This is a genomic window from Streptomyces sp. A0592, assembly GCF_004795115.1.
Lineage (GTDB): Bacteria > Actinomycetota > Actinomycetes > Streptomycetales > Streptomycetaceae > Streptomyces > Streptomyces erythrochromogenes.
Map to the genome: position 1 here is coordinate 128,819 of NZ_SSBM01000016.1, position 23,969 is coordinate 152,787.

Consider the following 23,969-nt stretch of genomic DNA (forward strand, 5'->3'; position numbering starts at 1 on the left):
GTCGTGGACTCCTCCGCCCTGGTCCTGTTCCTCACGGACAGGGGCTCCCGCGGCACCGCCGCCCGCCGGCGCATCGGCGAGGAAGACACTCTCGCCGCCCCCTACCTCCTGGACACGGAAGTTGCGTCCGCTCTCCTGGGCTTGGCCCGCGGCACCAAAATCGACCCCACGAGCCTCGATGAGCACTTCAGGACCTACCAGGGGCTGCGCGTACAGCGGCACGAGACGGGCCCGCTGCTCCCCCGGATCCGAAAGCTGTACGCCAACCTCTCCGCCTACGACGCCACGTACGTCGCCCTCGCCGAGGCACTGGGCGTCCCCCTGCTGACGGCGGACGTGCGCATCAAACGAGGCGTCCAGAAGCCGCGTTGCCGCATCGAGGTCGTCACTGGCACCTGACACGTCACCGTATCCGCCACGCTCCCTGAAGGGTGGTGCTCCCGTCGTGTCCGCACATGACGAAGGCCCCCTCACCTGGCGAGATTTCTCGCAGGTCAGGGGGCCTTCGCCCACATGGGATGAGTGGAGATGGCGGGAATCGAACCCGCGTCCAACGGTGCAGAAGCAGGGCTTCTCCGAGCGCAGTCCGCTGCGCTTTTCTCAGCCCCGGAGATCACACGGACAAGTCTCCGACGGGCTCAGTCACTGTTTGGTTTCCCTCCAACCCCCGTGACCGGGGCTAGAGGTTTAGATCCCTAGTTGACGCCAGGATCCGGACCGGGACCACTTCCGGGCTGACGCTCCTCACAGAGGCTTCAGCTCACTGTTATTAGGCAGCGAGGGTGAAGCGGGAGTTATCGCTCTTGGAGTTGGCGATTATTTTTTGCGACATATGGTTAGCGAGATCATTGCCGCTTCCTCGGCTCGCTTCCCCTGCATCGACATCCGCTGTCGAAACCGATCATCCCCATGTTGTTTTTTCAAGGTGCGCCGACCCCTGGGGGGCGGTGCTGACGCCATGGTACGCGAAGTGGACCACCGCGTGCCAGGTGATTAAACCGTGCCGCGCTGCTTGCGACGGATGGCCGAGATCGCCCGGTTCGTCTCGCGCGTGTCCTGCTTCTCCCGCAGCGTCTGCCGCTTGTCGTACTCCTTCTTGCCCTTTGCCAGCGCGATCTCGACCTTCGCGCGGCCGTCCTTGAAGTACAGCGAGAGGGGCACGATCGTGTGACCCGACTCGTCGGCCTTGCGCTCCAGCTTGTCGATCTCCTCCCGGTGCATGAGGAGCTTGCGCTTGCGCCGGGCGCTGTGGTTGGTCCAGGTGCCCTGGCTGTACTCCGGCACGTGCACGTTGTAGAGCCAGGCTTCCCCGCCCTCCACCGACACGAAGCCGTCCACCAGCGAGGCCCGGCCCTGGCGCATGGACTTGACCTCGGTACCGGTGAGCACGAGACCGCACTCGTAGGTGTCGAGGATCGCGTAGTCGTGCCGCGCCTTCTTGTTCTGGGCGATCAGCTTGCGCCCTTTTTCCTTAGCCATAGTGCGGTCATTTTCGCACTACGGACCCACCCCGAGGCCACCCAATACCGTGACGGCCCGCTCTTCGGCCCGCTCGCCCGCCGGTACGTCCGGGGTGATACCGCCGCCGTCGAGGCTGCGGCCCGCCGGCGTGCGGTACGTGCCCACGGTCAGCTCGGCCACCGAGCCGTCCGGGAGCTCGGTCGGCATCTGCACCGAGCCCTTGCCGAAGGTCCTGCTGCCCACCGCCACCGCCCGGCCCCGGTCCTGCAGTGCGCCCGTGACCAGCTCGGCGGCGCTCATCGTGCCGCCGTCGACGAGGGTCACCAGCGGCCGGGTCGTGTCCCCGCCCGGGGCCGCGTTCAGGACGCGCTGCTCGCCCCGTACGTCGTACGTCGCCACGAGCCCGCCGTCCAGGAAGGCGGAGGCGGCCGTGACGGCCTCGGCGACCAGCCCGCCGCGGTTGCCGCGCAGGTCGAGCATGACCCCGCCGCCGGGCGGGGCCGCGCGGACGGCCGCCCGTACCCGCTCGCCGGAACCGCGCGTGAAGGAGGTGACCTTGATGACGGTGACGTCGCCGGCGAGCTGCCGCACGGTCACCGGCTCGGCGCTCAGCCGCTCGCGCAGGACGGTCTCGGTGAGGTCGGCGCCGTCCCGGCTCAGGTTCAGTACGACGGGGGTACCGACGGTGCCGCGCAGCAGCGCGACCACGTCGGCCACGGCCAGCCCGGTCACGGCGTGCCCGTCGACGCTCAGCAGCCGGTCCCCGGCGCGCAGGCCGGCCCGGGCGGCCGGGCCGGCGGGCTGGACGCCGTCGACGGTGATCATGCCGTCCCCGGCGCGGACGGCCCAGACGCCGACACCGGTCCAGTGCCCGTCGAGGCCCTCGGCGAAGGCGGCGTACTCGCCCCGGTCGTAGACGGTGCCCCAGCGGTCGCCGCTGCGGCTGACGACCTCCTGCGCGGCCTTCTTGCCGGACTTGCCCTCGGCGACGGCCTCGGCGGCGGCCCGGGCGACCGCCTCGCGGTCGGCGGTGCCCGGCGCGCGCGGGGCCCCGGGCGCGGGGGCGTCCGTACGGGCGGCGGCCACGGCGCCGTCCTCGCGGTCCCAGCAGCCGGTGAACGCGCCGACGGCGACGACGGCGACGAACGTTAACGTCAAAACGGCCCCGCGACGTGGGTCGCGGGGCCGCAGACAGAAGGCGGGAATACTCGGCAAGCCCAGCATGGCGCCGAGTCTAGGACAAGCCCCGCGCCGGTACGGATGGTTGGCCGGACCGCTTGCGGGGCGCTTGTCACACCTTCAGGTACTTGCGCAGGGCGATGAAGGCGGCCATGGAGGGCATCAGGAGGCCGATGAAGAGCACGTACGGGAGCTTGGCCAGCACCGATCCCCAGCCCATGAAGTCGATGAGCTGGATCTTGTCCCGCAGGCCGACGCCGTGGTCGATCACGAAGTACTGGCCGGAGACGAGCATGGCGCAGGCGAAGAGCGCGCCGATGAGCCCGGCGACGGCGGCCTCCATGATGAAGGGGACCTGGATGTAGAAGCTGGAGGCACCCACGAGCCGCATGATCCCGGTCTCCCGCCTGCGGCTGAACGCCGAGACGCGCACGGTGTTGACGATCAGCAGCAGCGCCACGATCAGCATGATCGCCATGATGCCCACGGCAGCCATGTTGAGGTAGTTGAGAATCCGGAACAGGTCGTCGATCGCCTGGCGCTGATCGTCGACCGTGTGGATGCCGTCGCGGCCCGCGAAGGCGGAGGTGACCACCTTGTACTTCTCCGGGTTCTTGAGCTTGACCCGGAAGGACTCCTGCATCTGGTCGGGCGTGATGGAGGAGGCCAGGGCGGTGTGGCCGTACTGCTCCTGGTAGTGCTTGTACGCCTCGTCGGCCGACTCGTAGGTCACCGACTTGACCAGGGACATCGCCTTGAGTTCGGACTCGATCTGCTTCTTCTGCTCTTCGGTCACGGCGCCCTTGCGGCAGGTGGCCACGCCTCCCGCGCCGCCCCCCGCACTGTTGGCGGCGGCCTCGCCGGCCTCCTGGGCGTCCTGCTTGTTGCAGAGGTAGATCGAGACGTTGGCCTTGTCGTACCAGAAGCCCTTCATCCTGCCCACCTGCTCGCTCATGAGCAGGGAGCCGCCGAACAGGGCCAGTGACAGGGCCACCGAGATGATGACCGCGAAGGTCATGGTGAGATTGCGGCGGAGGCCGACGCCGATCTCGGACATGACGAACTGGGCGCGCATGACTCTGGGGGGCCTTTCAGTGCTGGTAGCCGTAGACGCCGCGCGACTGGTCGCGCACGAGTCGGCCCTGTTCGAGTTCGATGACGCGCTTGCGCATCTGGTCGACGATCTGCTGGTCGTGCGTCGCCATGATCACGGTGGTGCCGGTCCGGTTGATCCGGTCCAGCAGCTTCATGATCCCGACGGAGGTCTGGGGGTCGAGGTTGCCGGTGGGCTCGTCCGCGATCAGCAGCGCGGGCCGGTTGACGAAGGCGCGGGCGATGGCCACGCGCTGCTGCTCACCGCCGGAGAGCTCGCCGGGCATGCGCTCTTCCTTGCCGCCCAGGCCGACGAGTTCGAGGACCTGCGGGACGGCCTTGCGGATCTCGCCCCTGGGCTTGCCGATGACCTCCTGGGCGAAGGCCACGTTCTCGGCCACCGTCTTGTTGGGCAGCAGGCGGAAGTCCTGGAAGACGGTCCCCAGCTGGCGCCGCATCTGCGGGACCTTCCAGTTGGAGAGCTTGGCGAGGTCCTTGCCCAGGACGTGCACCTGGCCGTGGCTCGCCCGCTCCTCGCGCAGGATCAGGCGCAGGAACGTGGACTTGCCGGAGCCGGACGAGCCGACCAGGAAGACGAACTCGCCCTTCGCGATGTCGAGGGAGACTTCTCTGAGTGCGGGACGGCTCTGCTTCGGGTAGGACTTGGAGACGCTGTCGAATCGGATCACGGGTGCACCACGGTCGCCGGGAGTAGGTGTGCGTGACCATACGCGAACGGGCGCGAGGTGTGGACCCGGCAACCGGAGTTGTCCGCTTTATCCCCTGGTCCGGGAGGGTCCGGACCGCGATTGCCCGGACGGGCCGCGCCGAATGTCGGCGAAGCTGGCACAGTGGTAGGGGGAACGCTCCGGTTCCCCTTGCCGTTAGGCAAGAAGGAAGACCGAGGGGACGAGAGGAGGAGCGCATGACATATGACCGGCTCGTGTGCGCGAACTGCGCCGCACCCGTCAGCCAGGGCCGCTGCCCGGTGTGCCGGGCGAACCGGGAGCGCCTCCAGCAGGAGGGCCCCTTCTCCGGCCTGAACCCCGTGGCTCTCATCGTGCTCATGGTGGTCCTCGTGGCAGCTCTGGTGCTGGTGGCCCAGCAGACCGCCTAGAAGGCGCTGTCCGGGCGGGACCCAGGCGCCGGTACTCGTCGGTGCCCGCGCCGCGTACCGATCACATACAACAGCGGAAGGGCCCGGACACCTCGTGGTGTCCGGGCCCTTCCCGTGTTCCGTTCGTGCGCCGGACGTGCCCGGGCGCCGGTGTGCCCCGTGCGCCGCGGAGCGTCCTACGCGGTCTGCTCCTGCTGCTTGCGCCAGCGGATTCCGGCCTCCAGGAAGCCGTCGATCTCGCCGTCGAGCACCGCTTGCGGGTTGCCGACCTCGAACTCCGTGCGCAGGTCCTTGACCATCTGGTACGGGTGCAGGACGTAGGAGCGCATCTGGTTGCCCCAGGAGCTGCCGCCGTCCTTGAGGGCGTCCATCTTGTCCTTCTCCTCCTGGCGGCGCCGCTCGAGCAGCTTGGCCTGGAGGACGTTCATCGCGCTGGCCTTGTTCTGGATCTGCGAGCGCTCGTTCTGGCAGGAGACGACGATGCCGGTCGGGATGTGCGTGATGCGCACCGCCGAGTCGGTGGTGTTGACGCCCTGGCCGCCGGGGCCGGAGGCGCGGTAGACGTCGACGCGCAGCTCGGACTCGTCGATCTCGACGTGGTCGCTGGTCTCGACGACCGGGAGGACCTCGACGCCCGCGAAGGAGGTCTGGCGGCGGCCCTGGTTGTCGAAGGGCGAGATGCGCACGAGGCGGTGCGTGCCCTGCTCGACGGAGAGGGTGCCGTAGGCGTACGGGGCCTTGACGACGAAGGTGGTCGACTTGATGCCGGCCTCTTCCGCGTACGAGGTCTCGTAGATCTCGGTGGAGTAGCCGTGGCGCTCGGCCCAGCGCAGGTACATGCGCTGGAGGCGCTCGGCGAAGTCGGAGGCGTCGACGCCGCCGGCCTCGGCACGGATGTTGACCAGGGCCTCGCGCTCGGCGTACTCGCCGGAGAGCAGGGTCCGGACCTCCATCTCGTCCAGCGCCTTGCGCACGGACGTCAGCTCGGCCTCGGCCTCGGCGAGGGTGTCGGCGTCGTCCATCTCCTGGGCGAGCTCGAACAGCACCCCGAGGTCGTCGATGCGCCCGCGCAGGGTCTCGGTCTTGCGGACCTCGGCCTGGAGGTGCGAAAGCTTGCTCGTGATCTTCTGGGCGGCGTCCGGGTCGTCCCACAGGGACGGCGCGGCGGCCTGCTCCTCGAGCACGGCGATATCTGCCCTCAGCTTGTCGAGGTCCAGGACGGCCTCGATCGACCCCATGGTCGAGGAGAGGGACTTCAGCTCTTCGGAAACATCGACGACTGCCACGGGTCCAGCGTAGCCGGTCCGCGGCCAAGCCCGTCCGGGCAGGCCGGATCACCCGTTCTGATGATGCCTCGCACGGGCGTACGCTCACCGTATGACCGTTCTCCTCGTCAAGCGCCGCCATGTGGACTACATGCGCGTCACGACGACGAGCTGTCAGCCGCCGGACCGAACCCAAGCCTGATCCACCCCGATCCGACTTGGTCCTGTACGCGGCCCCAGCGGTCCCGGCACCATCCCTGCCGGCGGCCCCGCCCCACCCGCTGCCCCCGCCACCTCTGGGGAACAGGACCCCGTGACATCCGAAACGGAGCCGTCATGCCGTCCGCGCACTCTCTCCCCGTCCTGGACCTCTCCCAGGCCGACGACCCGGCCCAGCGGGCCGAATTCCTGAAGAAGCTGCACGCAGCAGCCAGGGACACCGGTTTCCTGCACCTGACCGGGCACGGCGTGACCGCCGCCGAGAGCGCCCGCATCCTGGAGGTCACCCGGACCTTCTTCTCCCTCCCGGAAGCCGACCGGCTCGCCGTGAGCAACCTGAACTCCCCGCACTTCCGCGGCTACACCCGGATCGGGCACGAGCTGACCGGCGGGGCCTCGGACTGGCGCGACCAGCTGGACGTGGGCGCGGAGCGGCCGGCGCCGGTGGTGGGGCCGGACGACCCGCCGTACCTGTGGCTGGAGGGCCCGAACCAGTGGCCCGCCGCCCTCCCCGAGCTGCGCACCGTGGTTCTGGACTGGCAGGCCCGCCTGGCCGCGGTGGCGCACCGGCTGCTCCAGGAGCTCCTGGTCTCGATCGGCGCCCCGTCGGACTTCTTCGACGAGGCCTTCGCCGACCGCCCCCACCTGCACACCAAGCTGATCCGCTACCCCGGATCGGCCCCGTCCGGCACCGACCAGGGGGTCGGGGCACACAAGGACTACGGCTTCCTCACGCTCCTGCTGCAGGACTCGGTGGGCGGCCTGCAGGTGGTTCAGGACGGCGGCTACGTGGACGTGCCGCCGATGCCGGGGGCCTTCGTGGTGAACCTGGGCGAGCTGCTGGAGATCGCGACCGAGGGGTACCTGACGGCGACCGACCATCGGGTGGTCAGCCCGCCCGGGGCGGTGGAGCGGTTCTCGGTGCCGTTCTTCTACAACCCGCGGCTGGACGCGGTGGTGGAGACCGTGCCGGGCGACTACCTGCGCTCGGCGCCCGGGGTCGCGCACGACGCGTCGAACCCGCTGCACGCCGAGTACGGCCGCAACGAGCTGAAGGGCTGGGTCCGCGCCCACCCGGCCGTTGCGCGGCGCTGGCACCCGGAACTGGTCCCGGCGTAGGCCCTCCCGGGCGGGGCGGCATGGTTCGGGCGGGGCTTTCCGGGGCTCCGCCCGGACCCTCCGCCGGCTACCGCTGGGAGGTGCCCCCCGCTCAGACGCCGGACGGGCTGGGAGATCCAGCCCCGCCGGCGTTTGAGGCGCGGGGGTCCGGGGGCGGCGCCCCCGGCTGCGGCACTGCGGACGGCTACGGGTGCCGCGGGCCCGACTGCTTGTTGTCCTGGCGGGGCTGCGGCTCGTCGCCCCCGGAGAAGGCCAGCCACGTGCCCAGTCCGACGGCGGCGGCCAGGACCACGGCGACCGCCGACAGGGTCAGGCGCCGCTTGCGCGCGGCCTCGGCGCGGTGCCGGGCCGAGCCGGGCCGGTGCCCGCCGGCCGGGCGCGGCACGCGGGCCGTGCCCAGCGCCCCGCCCGCCAGCTCGTCCGGCCCGGGCACCCGCATCGAGGTGTGGGTGTCCCGGTTGGAGTCGGTCGCCGACCCCGGCACCAGCGGGACCACACTGCGCCGCCGCACCGGGTCGGCGGAGGGCTCCTCGGAGACCGCGGGCTCCGGCTCCGCGTCGTCGGGCTCGTCCACGTCCAGCGGCGGCATCCCGGCCAGCATCGGCAGCAGGTCCCGCAGCCGGACCGACAGCTCCGAGGCCCGCAGCCGCGAGGCCGGGGCCTTGGCCAGGCACTGCACGATCAGCTGCCACAGCTCGTCCGGGATCCCCGGCAGCGGCACGACCGTCTCCGTCACGTGCCGCCGCAGGACCGCGCCCGGGTGGCCCCCGCCGAAGGGCGTGAACCCGGCCAGCAGCTCGTACAGGACCGTGGCGAGGGCGTATATGTCCACGGCCGCACGCGGGGGCAGGCCCTCCACGATCTCCGGTGCCAGGTAGTCCGGGGTGCCGATGATCCGGGTCGTCGGGGCGGTGGCCCGGCCCGCGGAGGCCCGCCGGGGGGAGTCGATCAGCTTGGCGACGCCGAAGTCGGTCAGCAGGGCGGGGTGCGAGCCGCCGGGGCCGAGCGGGCCCTGCATGTCCAGCAGGACGTTCTCCGGCTTGACGTCCCGGTGGACGACGCCGGCGGCGTGCGCCGCGGCCAGCGCGTCGGCGACGTCCGCGACGATCGCCACGGCCGCCTCGGGGGCCAGCCTGCGCTCGCGGTCGAGCCGGGTTCGCAGGTCCGTACCGCGTACGAGGTCCATGACGAGGGCGAGGTCGTTGCCGTCCACCACGAGGTCGCGGACGGAGACGACGTGCGGATGCTCCAGGCCGAGCAGGGCGCTGCGCTCCTGGACGAAGCGTCCGACCAGTTCCTGGTCCGACGCGAGGTCCTCGCGCAGGAGTTTGACGGCGACGGGCCCGTCAGGCCCCTCGCCCAGCCACACCGTGCCCGCGCTGCCGCGCCCCAGGATCTGGTGCGCGGTGTACCGGCTGCCGATTTTCCGTGCCACGACTGCTCCCTCAGTGGCTGGCGTACGCCCCAAAGCTACGCGGCCCGATGGGCTTCGGAGGCCAGCAGGGGGCCCGATTCGCGACGACCTTCACTTCTGCGGGCGAAATCACGCCCCGGATGTCGACAAATCCACGAAGTCGGCGCTACGGGCACCGACTCAGGGGGTGCCGGAGCCGGAACCCGAGGAGCCCGAGCTCGCCGAGTCCCCGATCGTGGTGACCCAGTCGACGACTCCGGTGCCCCAGCTCCACACCTGGTCCCACCATCCCTTGCCGGTGCCGACCCACTCCTGGAGCGGGGTCAGCTCCCAGATCAGCCAGCCCGCCACGAAGAAGACCAGGATCAGCACGAGGCAGCCCTTGAGGCAGCCCAGGCCGGGGATCCGCACCGGGTTGGCGCTGCGGCGGCGCGGCTCGCGCGGCTCCCGGGGGGCCGGGGGCTGCGGCGGGGCCTGCTGGGGCTGCTGCGGCTGGCGGTACTGCGGCTGCTGCGGGGGCTGCTGCGGCTGCTGGTACTGCTGGGGCTGGCGCTGCTGCGGCTGGTAGTGCTGCGGCGGCGGGGGCGGCGCGTACTGCTGCGGCGGAGGCTGCTGCTGCTGGCGGTACTGGGGCTGCTGCGGCTGCTGGTACTGCTGCTGCGGCGGACCCTGCCGGTACTGCGGAGGCTGCTGGGGCCGGTGCTGCGGCGGCGGGGGCGCCTGGCGCTGCGGACGGCGGCGCAGCGGGTCGTCCTCGGGGTCGAGGTACTGGATCTGCGTCTGCTCGTTGCGGTCGCGGGCGGCCGCCATCTGCGTCTGCCACGGGTGGGGCGCGTCCGGCTGCTGCACGGGAGGCATGACCGAGGTCGGGTCGGCCCCGGGGCCTGCAGTTCCGGGCCGGGGAGACCCCGTGGGCAGCACCGAGGTGGCGTCGGCGGCGCCGACCGGCGGCATGACGCTGGTCATGGCGTTCGGGTCGTAGGCGCCCATCGGGGAGCCCGCCCCGGACGGCAGCACCTGGGTGGGGTCGGCGGCGCCGGGGGTCTCGGGGACCGGAGCCGGCGAGGGGTCCGGCGCGAGGAGGGCGCCCACGCCGAGCGCGGCCTCCACCTCGGCGGCCGTGGAGTGCACGCCGATGCCGGCGGCGACCACGCGCAGGCCGCGGGCCAGGCTCACGGCGCTGGGACGCTCGTTCGGCTCCTTGCGCAGGCAGCGCTCGATGACCGTCCACAGCGGCTCGGGCACGGTCGAGGGGCGCTGCGGCTCCTCGCTGAGGTGGCGGTGGAGCACTTCGAGCGCGGTGCCCCCGGCGAACGGCGGGCGGCCGGTGAGCAGCTCGTAGAGCAGGATGCCGGCGCCGTAGATGTCGACGGCGGAGGTCTGCGGGCGACCCTCGGCGGACTCGGGGGCGACGTAGGCAGGGGTGCCGACGAACTCGTGCGTGCGGGTCAGGCCCGGGGAGTCCGCGAGACGGGCGATGCCGAAGTCGGTGAGCATCGGCTTCATCTGCCCGCCGCGCTCGTCGAGCAGCACGTTGGCCGGCTTGAGGTCGCGGTGTACCACGCCGTCGGCGTGGCTGGCGGCGAGCGCGTCCGCGATCTGGGCGGTCAGCAGGCTCGCGGCGACGGGCGTGAAGGGGCCGTTCTGGCGCAGGTACCGGTGCAGGTCCGGGCCCTCGATGAGGTCCATGACCAGGGCGAGCAGGTCGCCCTCGACGACGAGGTCGCGGGTGCGCACGATGTTGGGGTGGGTCAGGCGCAGCAGGACCGAGCGCTCCCGCAGGAAGCGCATGACGATGTCGGCGTCCTGGGCCAGCTCCTCCTTGAGGACCTTGATGGCCACGGTCTCGCCGGGCTGCCCTGCGACGGCCGCCTCGGCGCCGGCGGTCTCCCTCTGGCGGGCACGCCAGACAGTGCCCGTGGCGCCGCGCCCGAGCGGCTCCTCGAGCAGGTATTTACTGCCGACTGGCCGCACGTCTCGCGCTCCCCTGCTGTCGTCTGCTGTGGTCGATCCGTCGAGTGGTTTTCCGGCCCACTCTAGGGGGTGTCCCCCCGGAAGACGCCGGTCTGCGGAGGTTGGTTGCCGCACATATGTACGGAGGGTGACGTTTTCGGGGTATGCCGGAGGCGATTTTCCCCCTCTTTCCCCCACTCGCGGTCCGGATTCGATCGGGCCCTTGCCCGGCCCGCAACAGATCAAGATCATTTATTGCCGGGTGTCGGGCGTGTTGTCCGCGACAGGTGCGAGGATGCACCCGTACGGAACGGCACGGGACGGGAGCCCCGCCTTCCGGGCAGACCTGACCGGACGACGCGTCCGTGCCGGGCGGGGGCGATCGGGCACGCATGTCACGACGGTTCCCCTGCCGGGCGCACACACCGCGCACCGCGCAGAAGGGACCGCTGACGGCGATGCAGATCCGGCTGACCGTCCTCGGGTCGCGCAGCGGCCACCAGACCGCGACCGCCCCCGCGAGCTGTGACGTGCTCGTCACCGCGCCCGCCGGCACCGCGCTCGCCGCGGTCGCCTCCGGGCTCGCGGCCACCGTCGGCGGCCCCGACACCGGGGGCACGGTCGTGCTGTACGCGGGAACCGAGCGCCTCGACCTCCAGCGGCGGGTGCTGGGCGAGCCGCCGCTGGTGGACGGCGCGGTGCTGGCGCTGCACTCCCCGATGCCGGACGTACTGCCCGAGGACGGCCTCGGCGCACCCCAGCTGCACGTCGTGGCCGGTCCCGACGCGGGCGGGGTGCACCTGCTGCACGGCGGGCAGATCCGGATCGGCCGGTCCTCCGACGCCGACGTCCCGCTGGACGACCCCGACGTGTCCCGGATGCACTGCACGGTCACGGTGCTCGGCGACGGCCGGGTCGCCGTGGCCGACCTGGACTCGACGAACGGCACCATCCTCGACGGATCCCCGGTCGGGAGCCGGCCGGTCGCCCTGCCCCCGGGAGCCCTGCTGCAGGTCGGCGAGTCCACCCTGCGGCTGGCGCCCGCGAGCGCGCCCGCGCTGCGCGTGACCCCGGACCAGGAGGGCCACCTGTCCCTCGCCGCGCCCACCGGCTCCGACGGCCCCACCGGTTCCCACGACCCCGACGGCCCCGCGGGGGCCTTCCCCGACACCCCCGGGAGCGCCGCGGGCGCCCGCGGCCCGGCCGGCCCCGGCGCCCGGGCGCACGCATCGCACGTGCCGCAGGCGCCCGGCCCCGTACCGGGCGCCTCCGGCACCGGCGCGGACACCGCCGGACCGTACGGACCGGCCGGCGCGGTCGGCGCCGCCCACCCGGGTACGCCCGACTCCGCCGACGGTCCCGGCGCGGCCGGGCCGGACGGGTCCCGGCCCGGATCCGGCCGCCGCAAGGGCCTCGGCGCGTGGGCCCGCAAGTGGGTGCGCGGGGAGGACGTCGCCGAGGCCGCTCCGGAGGCCGTCGTCGCCGCCACCCCGCCGCACCCCGACGACCCGGCCGCGCTGCTGCTGGCCGCGATGGGGCCCACCGGGCGCCTGTGGTCCCGTACCTCCGGGCGGGCCGCCGGCAGCGCGCTGCTGGAGGTCGGGCTCGGCGCCGGGAGCCGGGTGTCCCTGCCCGCCGTCGGCGCCCTCGGGCTGGCCGGCCCGCGGGCCCGGCTGTCCGGGGCCGCCCGCTGGGTGGTCGCGCAGCTCGCCGCGCTGCACGCACCGGGGCAACTGGAGATCGTCCTCGTCTGCGCCGACCGGGCCCGTCCGCTCGCCGACCGGCGGCGCGACTGGGGCTGGCTGGGCTGGCTGCCCCACGTGCGGCCCGCACACGGCCAGGACTGCCGCCTGCTCCTCGCGTTCGACCGCGACCAGGCGGCCGCCCGCACGGCCGAGCTGACCCGGCGCCTCGACGACGGCCCGCTGGGCACGCACTGGGCGAGCGCCTCTCCCGACCGGATCCGGGAGACGGCCGACGCCTACGCGGGCCCGTACACGCTCCTCGTCCTCGACGGCGACCCCGGCACCGGCGCACTGCGCGACATCACCGGCCGGCTCGCCTCGCACGGCCCGGCCGCCGGGATCCACGTCCTGGCGCTCGCCGAGGCCCCGGCCGCCACCCCCGCCTCCCCGGTCACCGACACCTACGAGTCCGCCTGCGCGGGCACCTCCGCTTTCCGCGACTGCGGTGCGGTCGCCCTGCTCAGCGGGGACGTGGCCACGGCCGTACGGACCTTCGAGATCCAGGGCGGCCGGCCGGTCCCGTCCGGTGGCACCGCCGTCTCCGACGCCGTCTCCCCCGCCTGGGCCGAGCGGTTCGCCCGGGCCCTGGCACCCCTGCGGCCCACCGACGGCGGGGCCGACGGTCCGAGCCGCCGAACGGCCGCCACGCTGCCCGCCACGGCACGCCTGCTGGACGAGCTGGGGCTGGCCCGGGCCACCCCGGCCTCCCTGATGGCCCGTTGGGCGGCCGCCACCGACCAGGGACAGGGCCAGGGCGGCCTGGCCGAGATCGTGCTGGGCAGCGGGCGGCGCGGTCCCGTCGGCACCGAACTCGTCCACGACGGCCCGCACCTGATCGTGGAAGGGCCCGCCGGCAGCGGGCGGACCGAGCTGCTCCGGTCGGTGGCCGCGTCGCTGTCCTCGGGCGCCCGGCCGGACCGGCTCGGGCTGGTCCTCCTCGACGGGGCCGGCGGCGAGCGCGGCGACGGACTGCTGCCCTGTACCGAACTCCCGCACGTCTCCGCCCACCTGGTCGCCTCCGACCCGCTGCGCATGCGGGAGTTCGCGCAGGCGCTGGGCGCGGAGCTCAAGCGGCGCGCCGAGCTGCTGGACGGCGTCCACTTCGCCGAGTGGCACGCGCAGCGCGAGGTGTCCGGCCGGATGGTGGCGCCCCGCCGGCCCGCCCCCGGCGAGGTCCGCGGCGACGGCGGCCCGTCCGCCGGGTCGCCGGGCGCCGGCGACCCCGTACGGACGGGAACGCTGCGGCTGCGCGCCTCGGCCACCCGTACGGATCCGGTCGGGCCGAGCCCGCTGCCCCGTCTGGTGGTGCTGGTGGACGACCTCGACGCGCTGGTCGCGCCGGGGCTGGGCAGTGCGGGCCGGCCTGCCGCCGGCTCGGTGGTGCGGGCGCTGGAGGCGGTGGCCCGTGACGGCGCCCGGCTCGGCGTGCACCTGGTGGCGAGCACCTCCCGCCCGGACCGCACGGCCGACACCGGCCCGGCCCGGATGGCGGCCCTGCGGGTGGAGCTCGAAGCACCGGACCAGCCGGGGCCCGGCCGCGGCGTCCTCCGCTTCGCGGACGGCCGTACGGTCCCCTTCCAGGCGGGCCGGGTCACCGGGCGGATCCCCCGGACGGCCACCCTGCGGCCGACGGTGGTCCCGGTGGAGTGGGAGCGGATGGGCGATCCGCCGGCCCGCCGGCCGGTGCGCGAGCTGGGCAACGGCCCGACCGACCTCGCGCTGCTGGCCAGCGCCCTGGACCGGGCCGCGCACCTGGTCTCGGCGATCCCCGTGCTGTTCCCGCCGGCGCCCTGACCCGGCGACCGGGTCCGGCACCCGTCCCGGTGACGCGGTATTGCGGGGCCGCGCGGGTCGGCGTAGACCTTGTGGTCCGGGACACACCACGGGTATCGGGGGCAGAGCCATGCGCAAGCACGGAACGGGCCGTACGCATCTCAGGTGGGCGGCACTGGCCGCGGCGGGCGCGCTCGCGCTCACCGCGTGCGGGGGCGACGCGGACAAGGAGGCGGCGCCGCCGCAGGGCGGCACGGCCTCGCCCGGGGTGGAGTTACCGCGGCTGGACGGCGAGAAACTCCAGGTCGCGGCGGTCTGGACGGGCCCCGAGCAGGAGAACTTCACCAAGGTCCTCAAGGAGTTCGAGAAGCGGACGGGGGCTTCCGTCACCTTCGTCCCTGCCCAGGACCCGATCGTCACCTTCCTCGGCACGAAGATCGCCGGCGGGGCTCCGCCGGACGTCGCGCTGCTGCCGCAGGTCGGGGCGCTGGTCTCGGCGGTGGAGAACAAGTGGGCGCAGCCGGTGGGACCGGAGGCACAGGCGCAGCTGGACAAGAACTACTCGGCGGGCTGGAAGTCGCTGGGCGCGGTCGGCGGCACCCAGTACGGCGTCTACTACAAGGCCGCCAACAAGTCGCTGATCTGGTACAACGCGAAGGCCTTCGAGGCGGCGGGCGTCAAGCCGCCGAAGACCTGGAAGGAACTGATCACCGCGGCGGACACCCTGTCGGCGTCGGGCACCCCGGCGGTCTCGGTCGCGGGCGCGGACGGCTGGACCCTCACGGACTGGTTCGAGAACATCTACCTCTCGCAGGCGGGCCCGGAGAAGTACGACCAGCTGGCCAAGCACGAGATCAAGTGGACGGACGACAGCGTCAAACAGGCCCTGACCACGCTCGGCGAGCTGTTCGGGCGCAAGGACTTCCTGGCGGGCGGCACGAGCGGGGCGCTGGCCACCGAGTTCCCGAAGTCGGTGACGCAGACCTTCACGGGCGGTGACCGGCCGGCGGCCGCGATGGTTTTCGAGGGCGACTTCGTCGCGGTGAACATCGGCCAGACCGAGGCGAAGATCGGCGAGGACGCCCTGGTGTTCCCCTTCCCGGCGGTCGGCGCGAAGGCGCCGGTGGTCTCGGGCGGTGACGTGGCCGTCGCGCTGAAGCCCTCGAAGGGCGCGCAGGCGCTGCTGACGTTCCTGGCGTCGGCGGACGCGGCGCAGATCCAGGCCCGCGAGGGCGGCTTCGTCTCCCCGAACAAGGCGGTCGACCCGGCGTCCTACCCCAACGACATCCAGCGCGGCATCGCCAAGGCGCTGATCGCGGCGGGCGACGACTTCCGCTTCGACATGTCGGACCAGGCACCGGCGGCGTTCGGCGGGACGCCGGGCGCGGGCGAGTGGAAGGCGCTGCAGGACTTCCTGGCGAACCCCTCCGACGTGGCGGGCACCCAGGCGAAACTGGAGGCGGACGCGGCCAGGGCCTACGGGAACTGATCCCGTGACGGCCCCCGCCGCGCACGGTCTGTCCGCCGAGGCCCGGCGCCGCCGCCTGGTGGCGGCGGCGTTCCTCCTGCCGGCCCTCGTGCTGCTCGGCGCGCTCGTCGTGCAGCCGATCGGCTACTCCCTCTACCGCAGCTTCTTCGACCGTTCCGGCGCCGTGTTCGTCGGCGGCGGCAACTACCGGGAGATCTTCGCCGACGACGCCATCCGCACCGCCCTGACGAACACGGCGGTGTGGGTGGTGCTCGCCCCGGCCACGGCCACCGCCCTCGGGCTGATCTTCGCGGTCCTGACCGAACGGGTCCGCTGGGGAACGGCGTTCAAGCTGCTGGTGTTCATGCCGATGGCGATCTCGATGCTGGCCGCGGGGATCATCTTCCGGCTCGTCTACGACCACGACCCCGACCGGGGCGTCGCCAACGCCGTCTGGGTCGGCGTCCACGACACCTTCGCGCAGTCCTCGGCCTTCCCCAAGGCCCGTCCGGGCCGTGACTCGCCGCTGGCGGACGCGGGCGGGGGCGCCTTCGTGACCCGCGAGCCGGTGCGCGCGGGCAGCCCGGTACTGCTCCCGCTGGTGGGTGTGGCCCCGGAGGCGCTGCCCGAGGGGACCCGTACGGCGGGCACCCCGGCCGCGGAGGCGGGGAAGGTCACCGGCACCGTCTGGCAGGACTTCACCCGGGGCGGGGGCGGCGCGACGAACGTGGTCGACAGAAGCGAGCAGGGCTTCTCCGGGATGCGGATCGAGGCGGTCAAGGACGGCCGGGTGGTCGATGCGGCGACGGCCCGCGCCGACGGCACCTTCACGCTGTCCGCGAAGGCCGACGGCGCGCTGCTGCGGCTGCCCGCGGCCAACTTCCGGGAGGCGTACGGCGGGGTGGAGTGGCTCGGCCCGGCGCTGGTCACCCCGGCGGTCATCGGGGCGTACGTGTGGATGTGGGCCGGTTTCGCGATGGTGCTGATCGGGGCCGGGCTGGCCGCCGTACCGCGGGAGCTGCTGGAGGCGGCGCGGGTGGACGGGGCGAACGAGTGGCAGGTGTTCCGGCGGATCACCGTCCCGCTGCTGGCGCCCCTGCTGGCGGTCGTGCTCGTCACCCTCGTCATCAACGTCATGAAGATCTTCGACCTGGTCTTCGTGATCGCACCGGGCGCGGTACAGGACGACGCGAACGTGCTCGCGCTCCAGCTGTACCGGACCTCCTTCGGCACCGACGCCGATCCGGGCCTGGGCAGCGCCATCGCCGTGCTGCTGCTGTTGCTGGTGATTCCGGTGATGCTCGTGAACATCCGCCGTCTGCGGAAGGAGGGGGCCCGATGACCCGTACCGAAGCGCCACCGGCCACACGGCCGGCGGCACGGGCCGGGCGCTCCGCGGGCAGTCTGGCGGGGCGGGCCGCCGGCCGGCTGGCCGGCGGGGCCGTGCGCGTCTTCCTGGTCGTGGCGGCGCTGTTCTGGCTGCTGCCCACCCTGGGGCTGCTCGTGTCCTCCCTCGTCTCCCCGACCGACCTGAACGACGGCGGCTGGTGGCAGGTGTTCGGCGCGCCGTCGCGGCTGACCGCCGACAACTACGAGCGGCTGCTCGCCAACGACACGATCACCTCCTCGCTGCTGAACACCTTCGCGATCGCGGTGCCGGCCACCCTCCTCGTGCTGGTCCTCGGCTCGCTCGCCGGATACGCCTTCGCCTGGCTGGAGTTCCCCGGCCGGGACTGGCTCTTCCTCGTCGTCGTCGGACTCCTGGTCGTGCCCGTGCAGGTGGCGCTGATCCCGGTGTCGGAACTCTTCGGCACCATCGGGCTGTTCGAGACCACGGCCGGCGTGGTGCTCTTCCACACCGCCTTCGGGCTGCCCTTCGCGGTGTTCCTGCTGCGCAACTTCTTCGCGGAGATCCCGCGCGAGCTGCTGGAGGCGGCCCGCCTCGACGGCGCGGGTGAACTGCGGCTGTTCACACGGGTGGTGCTGCCGCTGGGCGGCCCGGCGATCGCCTCGCTCGGCATCTTCCAGTTCCTGTGGGTGTGGAACGACATGCTGGTGGCACTGGTCTTCGCCGACTCGGCCAACCCGCCGATCACGGTCGCGCTCCAGCAGCAGGTACGGCAGTTCGGGAACAACATCGACGTGCTGGCGCCCGGCGCGTTCCTGTCGATGGTCGTCCCGCTCGTCGTCTTCTTCGCCTTCCAGCGGCAGTTCGTCACGGGGGTGATGGCCGGCGCGGTCAAATAGCCCTCGCCTCCCGCGGGGTGTTGACGCTCCGTAACCCGAATGCCACACGCTGCGTAACCCGATCGCCACGCCGGGGGTTCCTGGGCCATATGCCCGCGCCGACCCCTGGATGTCCCGTGCCCCGGTTCAGCGTCATCGTGCCCGCGTACAAGGTCCAGGCCTATCTCCAGGAGAGTCTGGACTCGGTCCTGACGCAGTCGTACCCGGACCTGGAACTGATCGCCGTCGACGACGCCTCCCCCGACGCCTGCGGTTCGATCATCGACGAGTACGCAGCCCGCGACCCGCGGGTGACCGCGGTGCACCTGGCGCACAACCTGGGGCTGGGCCCGGCCCGGAACGCGGGCCTGGCCCGGGCCACCGGCGACTACGTGGTCTTCCTCGACGGCGACGACACCCTCGCCCCGGGCGCCCTGCAGGCCCTCACCGACCGGCTCAAGGCCACCGGCTCCCCCGACGTCCTGGTCTACGACTACGCACGCGCCTACTGGTCCGGGCAACTGGTGCGCAACCGGCTCTCGCATCGGCTGTGCGAGGAGGGGCCGGCCAGCTTCCGGCTCGCCGACCGCCCCACGCTGCTCGCCATGCTGATGGTGGTGTGGAACAAGGCGTACCGCCGGGAGTACATCGAGCGCGAGGGCCTCGAATTCCCGCCGGGGCTCTACGAGGACACCCCCTGGACCTACCTGGCGCTGCTGGCCGCGGAGTCCGTCGCCGTCCTGGACCGGGTCTGCGTCCACTACCGCCAGCGGCGCACCGGATCGATCCTGACCACCTCCACCCCCCGCCACCTGGAGATCTTCGACCAGTACGACCGGGTCTTCGGCCACCTCGCCGGACGGCCCGAGCTGGAGCGCTGGCGCCCCACCCTGCACCGCCGGATGGCCGAGCACTTCTGCGCCGTGTACGCCGACGCGCGCCGTCTCCCGCGCGCCAGCCGGGCCGAGTTCTTCGGCCGGGCCTCCGCCCTGCTGCGCCGCCACCGCGCCCCGGGCGCCCGCAGTTCGCTGCCGCTCTCACTGTCGCGGACCGACCGGATCCGGCACGCGCTGATGCGGCTGGGTGCCCGGCGCAGCTACCGGCTGCTGTCGGTGCTGCGCTCGGCGGGACTGGCGCTCGGCCGGGCCGCCGCGGCGCTGGGGCGGGGCCTGCGGGAGTCCGCGCTGCGGCTGCACTACCGGATCCAGCGGCTGCTGCCGCTGCGCCCGGAGCTCGCGGTCTTCTCCGCGTACTGGCACGGCGGCTACGCCTGCAATCCGGCGGCGATCGAGGCCAAACTGCGCGAACTGGCGCCCCGGATGCGGACGGCGTGGATCTGCGACCCGGCGCACGCCGCGACGCTCCCGCGGCAGACGGTGGCGCTGCGGCCCGGTTCGGCGGCGTACTGGAGCGCCCTGGCCCGGGCCGGATACCTGGTCACGAACGTCAACTTCGACCGTGCGCTGGTCAAGCGGCGCGGCCAGGTCCTGCTCCAGACCCAGCACGGCACCCCGCTCAAGCGGGTCGGCCTCGACCTCCAGGACCGGCCGGCGGCCACCCCGACCGCGGACTTCGCGGGCCTGCTGCGCGGCGCCGACCAGTGGGACTACCTGCTCTCCGCGAACCGGCACTCCACACTCGTGTGGGAGAAGGCCGTCCCGTCCTCGTACACGACCCTCGAATACGGCTACCCGCGCAACGACGTCTTCCACCGCGCGAGCCGGACGGACGTGCTGGAGCTGCGCGAGCGGCTGGGGATCCCGGCGGGCTCGACGGCGATCCTGTACGCGCCCACCCACCGCGACTACCGCCGCAGCCGGCCGGACCACCTGGACTTCGAACGGCTCCTGCAGGACCTGGGCCCGCGCTTCACGGTGCTGGTCCGCACCCACCTGACGTACGCGGACGCCGACCGCACCTGGGAGCCCCACCCGCGGCTCGTGGACGTCTCCGCGCACCCGTCGGTGGAGGAGCTGTGTCTCGCCTCCGACGCGCTCGTCACGGACTACTCGTCGCTGATGTTCGACTATGCGGCGCTGGACCGGCCGATCGTGATCCACGCGGACGACTGGGAGGCGTACGAGGCGGCCCGCGGCACCTACTTCGACCTGCGGTCGTGTCCGCCGGGCGCGATCGCCCGCACCCAGGACGAGCTGGTGGACATCTTCACCACGGGCCACTGGCAGGGCTCGCGCTCCGCCCAGCTGCGCTCCGCCTTCCGCGCGCGCTTCTGCTCGTACGACGACGGCCACGCGGCGGAGCGCGTGGTCCGCCGGGTCTTCCTGGACCAGGCGACCCCGTTCCCGGCGATCATCCCGCTCCCGGACCGCCACCCCGCCCCGCCGGCCCCGGCCCCGACCGCCGCGCCGGAACCGACCCTGGCACACGTCTGGCCGTAGGGCGCCGATTCAGGTCTGCCCCCAGGGCGCGGGGTCCGGGCGGCGGTGCCACCACCATCCGCCCGGCACCTGGTCGGGAGCGGCATCACCCCACAGCTCCTTGCGGAGGGCCCCTGTCGCATCCTCCTCGGTCGCCGCGGCAAAACGCCTGTCCAACCGTTCCAGCGCTTCGCCGAGAAGCACCGCCGCGTCACCGGGCAGGCGGCTCCCGAGGTCCGCGAGTGCGTCACGTGCCTGGAGCCGCTCGCGATAGAGCTCGGCCGGGTACCAGCCCGAGGGCGCCCACCCCGATTCCATCTGCACGATGCCCCTCTCCCACGCCACCAGGCTGTCCCCCGCCGACCACAGGGGGCTGCCGGTGCTGTCGTCGAGGGCGGCCCTCTGCGACGGCGGAGCCGACTCGCTCATCCGCTGCACCGCGTTTCCGAAGGCATCGGCAAGAGGGGTGTCCGGCCGCTGCTCCCGCACGATCTCGGCGAAGCGCGTGACGGTCGCCCGCGGGAGCTGCGCCACTGGTGCTTCGACGGCGGTCACCGCGTAGCGCGGAGGTTCGTCATCGGAAAGTTCGAGCCGGGCCCGGGTGAGCAGACCCTCCGGCGTCGCCGCCCAGTAGGCACTGGGCGGCGCCTCCGAAGCAGGAAACAGGACCGTCGTTCCCACGGCCCTCGCGAACCCGGCGGCAAGGTCCGACTCCAGCGGCCGATCAGTGGCGCTCTCATCGGCGTAGATGTCCAGCGACCAGGAGACATCACCGAAAACTGCCCGGTGTTCGCACGAAACGGGTGCATCCCAGTTCCGCGCGTCGGGATCCCCGTCAGGATCGGCCACGTCCACGTCCACGTCCCCGACCGCGACGCCGAGGCACCCGGCGAGCGCGAGTGCCATGGCCCCGGGGCGGATGGAGTCCACGGTCAGGAGGCTGTACGTCACGCGTATGTCCCGTTGCAGGGCGGGCGGAAGGGTCTCGTGCGACAGAGTCGCGACATCCGCTCAGGCCGGGCCGGGGGCCGACTTCAGGCCGGCCACCACCTGGTGGGCCAGGGTGTCCAGGTGGGCGGGGGTGACCGCGTCGCGGACGATGACCTGGCGCCAGTAGAGCGGCCCGATCAGCAGGTCGAGGGCGTGGTCGGGGCTGATCTCCGCCGGGAGTTCGCCCCGGGCGACGGCGTCGGCGACGATGCCCTGCGCCATGCGGTGCTGGCCGTCCAGGAGGGCGCCGCGGACCGCGTCCGCGATCTCCGGGTTGCGGGACGCCTCGACGAGGAGGTCGGGGATCACCGCGGAGGCCACCGGGTGCCTCAGCACGTGTGACATGACCTCCAGCAGGGCGCGTACGTCCCCGTACAGCGAGCCCGTCGCCGGCACCGGCAGGCCGTCCACCGCGAAGGCCCCGACCAGGTCCAGCACCAGGTGCAGCTTGGACTTCCAGCGCCGGTAGACGGCCGTCTTGCCGACCCCGGCCCGCCGCGCGATGCCCTCGATGGACATCCGGGAGAACCCGACCGCGGCCAGCTCCTCCAGCACCGCGTCGCGGATCGCCTCGGTCACGTCCTCGCGCAGGACAGCGGCACCGGCGGGAGCACGGCGGGCGGATGCGGAGGCAGCGGCAGAGGGGGCGGGGTCCGTGGTCATGCACAGAGCATAGCCGCGCCCCGTCACGACGATACGGTTGCGTTCCATCGCTCCACGCCATAACCTCGCCGTAGCGACGATACGGACCCGTCCCGACCTACGTCGAAAGCGAACCTGTGACCACCGCGACCGCAACCACGACCGCGCCCGCCACCTCCGCGGAACTCGCGCAGCTGGCCGCCGCCCACGGCCTCACGCTCAGCGGCGCCCGCCCCACGCTCCCCCGCTACCTCGCGCAGCTCTGGCAGCGCCGCCACTTCGTGAGCGCCTACGCCACCGCCCGCATGCAGGCCACATACAGCACGGCGCGGCTCGGCCAGGTCTGGCACCTGGTGACCCCGCTGCTCAACGCGGCGGTCTACTACTTCATCTTCGGCATCGTCCTGAAGGCCAGCCACGGCGTACCGGACTACGTGCCCTTCCTGATCACCGGCATCTTCGTCTGGGACTTCATCAGCAGCTCCGTCAACGCCGGCACCCGAGCCGTCCACAGCAACCTCGGCCTGGTCCGGGCCCTGCACTTCCCCCGCGCGAGCCTGCCCATCTCCACCGTCGTGCAGCTCTTCCAGCAGCTGCTGGTCTCCATGGCCGCCCTGGTGGTCCTGCTGCTGGCCTTCGGCCAGCGGCCCGGCCCGGCCTGGCTCCTGGCCCTGCCGGCGCTCCTGCTGACGGCCGTCTTCGCCGCCGGCTGCGCCATGGTCATGGCCCGCATCGGCAGCAGGAGCCCCGACGTCAGCCAGCTGATGCCCTTCGTCCTGCGGACGTGGATGTACTCCTCGGGCGTCATGTGGTCCATCGACCAGATGCTCGGCAAGAACGACCTGCCGCACTGGGTGCTGGTGACGCTCAAGGCCAACCCCCCGGCCGTCTACATCGACCTGATGCGCTTCGCGCTGATCGACAGCTTCCCCGCGCACGCGCTCCCGCACCACGTGTGGCCGCTGGCCATCGGCTGGGCGCTGCTCGCGGGCGTCGGCGGATTCATCTACTTCTGGAAGGCAGAGGAGGCGTACGGACGTGGCTGAAACGAAGACCGGGAAATCCGGGGAGGCCGACACCCGAGTGCCCACCGTGATCGCGGACGGGGTGCACGTCATCTACAAGGTGCACGGCACCGGCGCCCGCAAGGGCGGCGCCACGGCGGCGCTCAGCCGGCTCTTCTCCCGCGGGGCCGCCCCCGGGATGCGCGAGGTGCACGCGGTCAAGGGCGTCTCCTTCACCGCCTACGAGGGCGAGGCCATCGGCCTCATCGGCTCCAACGGCTCGGGCAAGTCCACCCTCCTCAAGGCTGTCGCCGGCCTCCAGCCGGTGGCCCGCGGCCGGATCTTCTCGCACGGCCAGCCGTCCCTGCTGGGCGTGAACGCCGCCCTGATGAACGACCTGACCGGCGAACGCAACGTCATCCTCGGCGGCCTCGCGATGGGCATGTCCCGCCAGCAGGTCCACGAGCGCTACGACGGCATCGTCGACTTCTCCGGCATCAACGAGAAGGGCGACTTCATCTCCCTGCCGATGCGGACGTACTCCTCCGGCATGGGCGCCCGGCTGCGCTTCTCCATCGCGGCCGCCAAGGACCACGACGTCCTGATGATCGACGAGGCACTGGCCACGGGCGACGCGGCCTTCCAGCGGCGCAGCCAGGCCCGCATCGAGGAACTCCGCGAGCGCGCCGGCACCGTCTTCCTGGTCAGCCACGCCATCAGCACGGTCCGCGAAACCTGCGACCGCGCGCTCTGGCTGGACTCGGGCGTCCTGCGCATGGACGGCCCCGCGGACGAAGTCTGCGCCGCCTACGAGGAGTCGACCCGCTCCGGCCCCGCCGGCGCTTGAGGCGCTCTTTCAGCCCCGCCGGCGTTTGAGGCGCGGGGGCCCGGGGGCAGCGCCCCCGCAACGGCGCCGCACCCGTG

19 protein-coding genes and 1 other RNA gene are annotated in these 23,969 nt (G+C 72.7%); 10 read left to right on the plus strand and 10 right to left on the minus strand.

The annotated features are described in order from the left end of the window. Positions 1–3 precede the first annotated feature (3 nt). Positions 4–399 (plus strand): type II toxin-antitoxin system VapC family toxin, encoded by a 396-nt coding sequence (locus tag E6U81_RS22975; protein ID WP_240803968.1) that lies wholly within the window; start codon positions 4–6, stop codon positions 397–399. A gap of 121 nt (positions 400–520) precedes the next feature. Here E6U81_RS22975 and ssrA read toward each other — a convergent pair. From ssrA to ftsE, 5 genes are all read right to left on the minus strand, one after another. Continuing rightward, positions 521–909: a transfer-messenger RNA gene (gene ssrA, locus E6U81_RS22980) on the minus strand. 84 nt (positions 910–993) lie between these two features. Beyond that, the gene (gene smpB, locus E6U81_RS22985; protein ID WP_053631578.1) at positions 994–1,479 is read right to left on the minus strand and encodes an SsrA-binding protein SmpB; all 486 of its coding nucleotides are present in this window, start codon (positions 1,477–1,479) and stop codon (positions 994–996) included. Positions 1,480–1,497: 18 nt separating this feature from the next. Continuing rightward, positions 1,498–2,685, minus strand: a complete 1,188-nt coding sequence (locus E6U81_RS22990; protein ID WP_136231962.1) for a S41 family peptidase — start codon at positions 2,683–2,685, stop codon at positions 1,498–1,500. A gap of 67 nt (positions 2,686–2,752) precedes the next feature. Next, on the minus strand, positions 2,753–3,715 hold the full coding sequence (ftsX, locus tag E6U81_RS22995) for a permease-like cell division protein FtsX (protein WP_136231963.1): 963 nt from the start codon (positions 3,713–3,715) through the stop codon (positions 2,753–2,755). 16 nt (positions 3,716–3,731) lie between these two features. Continuing rightward, positions 3,732–4,421, minus strand: coding sequence for a cell division ATP-binding protein FtsE (ftsE, locus tag E6U81_RS23000; RefSeq protein WP_030011324.1), 690 nt, complete (start codon positions 4,419–4,421; stop codon positions 3,732–3,734). Between the two features lie 236 nt (positions 4,422–4,657). On the opposite strand from ftsE, the gene E6U81_RS23005 reads away from it, so the two are divergent. Next, complete coding sequence (locus tag E6U81_RS23005; protein ID WP_030662818.1) at positions 4,658–4,849, plus strand: hypothetical protein; 192 nt, start codon at positions 4,658–4,660, stop codon at positions 4,847–4,849. Positions 4,850–5,025: 176 nt separating this feature from the next. Here E6U81_RS23005 and prfB read toward each other — a convergent pair whose 3' ends face one another. Then, positions 5,026–6,135, minus strand: a complete 1,110-nt coding sequence (prfB, locus tag E6U81_RS23010; RefSeq protein WP_136231964.1) for a peptide chain release factor 2 — start codon at positions 6,133–6,135, stop codon at positions 5,026–5,028. 315 nt (positions 6,136–6,450) lie between these two features. On the opposite strand from prfB, the gene E6U81_RS23015 reads away from it, so the two are divergent. Then, a complete protein-coding gene (locus E6U81_RS23015) occupies positions 6,451–7,452 on the plus strand; it encodes a 2-oxoglutarate and iron-dependent oxygenase domain-containing protein (protein WP_136231965.1) in 1,002 nt (333 codons plus the stop codon). A 184-nt stretch (positions 7,453–7,636) separates the two neighbouring features. On the opposite strand, the gene E6U81_RS23020 is transcribed toward E6U81_RS23015, so the two are convergent. Both E6U81_RS23020 and E6U81_RS23025 read right to left on the minus strand, forming a co-directional pair. Then, positions 7,637–8,887 carry a serine/threonine-protein kinase gene (locus E6U81_RS23020; protein WP_136231966.1) on the minus strand — a complete coding sequence of 417 codons (1,251 nt, stop codon included), beginning with the start codon at positions 8,885–8,887 and terminating at the stop codon, positions 7,637–7,639. 159 nt (positions 8,888–9,046) lie between these two features. After that, positions 9,047–10,840 carry a serine/threonine-protein kinase gene (locus E6U81_RS23025; protein ID WP_136231967.1) on the minus strand — a complete coding sequence of 598 codons (1,794 nt, stop codon included), beginning with the start codon at positions 10,838–10,840 and terminating at the stop codon, positions 9,047–9,049. A gap of 437 nt (positions 10,841–11,277) precedes the next feature. Here E6U81_RS23025 and E6U81_RS23030 point away from each other — a divergent pair, with 437 nt between their 5' ends. The 5 genes from E6U81_RS23030 to E6U81_RS23050 all read left to right on the plus strand — a co-directional run bounded on the left by E6U81_RS23030 (position 11,278) and on the right by E6U81_RS23050 (position 20,430). Beyond that, positions 11,278–14,358 carry an FHA domain-containing protein gene (locus E6U81_RS23030; RefSeq protein WP_136232003.1) on the plus strand — a complete coding sequence of 1,027 codons (3,081 nt, stop codon included), beginning with the start codon at positions 11,278–11,280 and terminating at the stop codon, positions 14,356–14,358. A gap of 109 nt (positions 14,359–14,467) precedes the next feature. Continuing rightward, positions 14,468–15,826 carry an ABC transporter substrate-binding protein gene (locus tag E6U81_RS23035; protein WP_136231968.1) on the plus strand — a complete coding sequence of 453 codons (1,359 nt, stop codon included), beginning with the start codon at positions 14,468–14,470 and terminating at the stop codon, positions 15,824–15,826. Between the two features lie 4 nt (positions 15,827–15,830). Beyond that, entirely contained in the window at positions 15,831–17,147 is a 1,317-nt protein-coding gene (locus E6U81_RS23040) for a sugar ABC transporter permease (protein WP_168714709.1), read from the plus strand. Further along, entirely contained in the window at positions 17,144–18,052 is a 909-nt protein-coding gene (locus E6U81_RS23045; RefSeq protein ID WP_136231969.1) for a carbohydrate ABC transporter permease, read from the plus strand. Before E6U81_RS23040 ends, E6U81_RS23045 begins: the two co-directional genes overlap by 4 nt. Before the next feature lie 116 nt (positions 18,053–18,168). After that, positions 18,169–20,430: a bifunctional glycosyltransferase family 2 protein/CDP-glycerol:glycerophosphate glycerophosphotransferase gene (locus E6U81_RS23050; protein WP_136231970.1), complete on the plus strand. Its 2,262-nt coding sequence runs from the start codon at positions 18,169–18,171 to the stop codon at positions 20,428–20,430. 9 nt (positions 20,431–20,439) lie between these two features. Here E6U81_RS23050 and E6U81_RS23055 read toward each other — a convergent pair whose 3' ends face one another. Both E6U81_RS23055 and E6U81_RS23060 read right to left on the minus strand, forming a co-directional pair. Beyond that, entirely contained in the window at positions 20,440–21,360 is a 921-nt protein-coding gene (locus E6U81_RS23055) for a hypothetical protein (RefSeq protein ID WP_136231971.1), read from the minus strand. A gap of 60 nt (positions 21,361–21,420) precedes the next feature. Beyond that, on the minus strand, positions 21,421–22,062 hold the full coding sequence (locus E6U81_RS23060; RefSeq protein ID WP_136231972.1) for a TetR/AcrR family transcriptional regulator: 642 nt from the start codon (positions 22,060–22,062) through the stop codon (positions 21,421–21,423). A gap of 116 nt (positions 22,063–22,178) precedes the next feature. On the opposite strand from E6U81_RS23060, the gene E6U81_RS23065 reads away from it, so the two are divergent. Together E6U81_RS23065 and E6U81_RS23070 are read left to right on the plus strand one after the other, a co-directional pair. Next, entirely contained in the window at positions 22,179–23,087 is a 909-nt protein-coding gene (locus tag E6U81_RS23065) for an ABC transporter permease (RefSeq protein WP_136231973.1), read from the plus strand. Next, positions 23,080–23,892 carry an ABC transporter ATP-binding protein gene (locus tag E6U81_RS23070; RefSeq protein WP_136231974.1) on the plus strand — a complete coding sequence of 271 codons (813 nt, stop codon included), beginning with the start codon at positions 23,080–23,082 and terminating at the stop codon, positions 23,890–23,892. The genes E6U81_RS23065 and E6U81_RS23070 overlap by 8 nt, the downstream gene beginning before the upstream one ends. Positions 23,893–23,969: the final 77 nt, after the last annotated feature.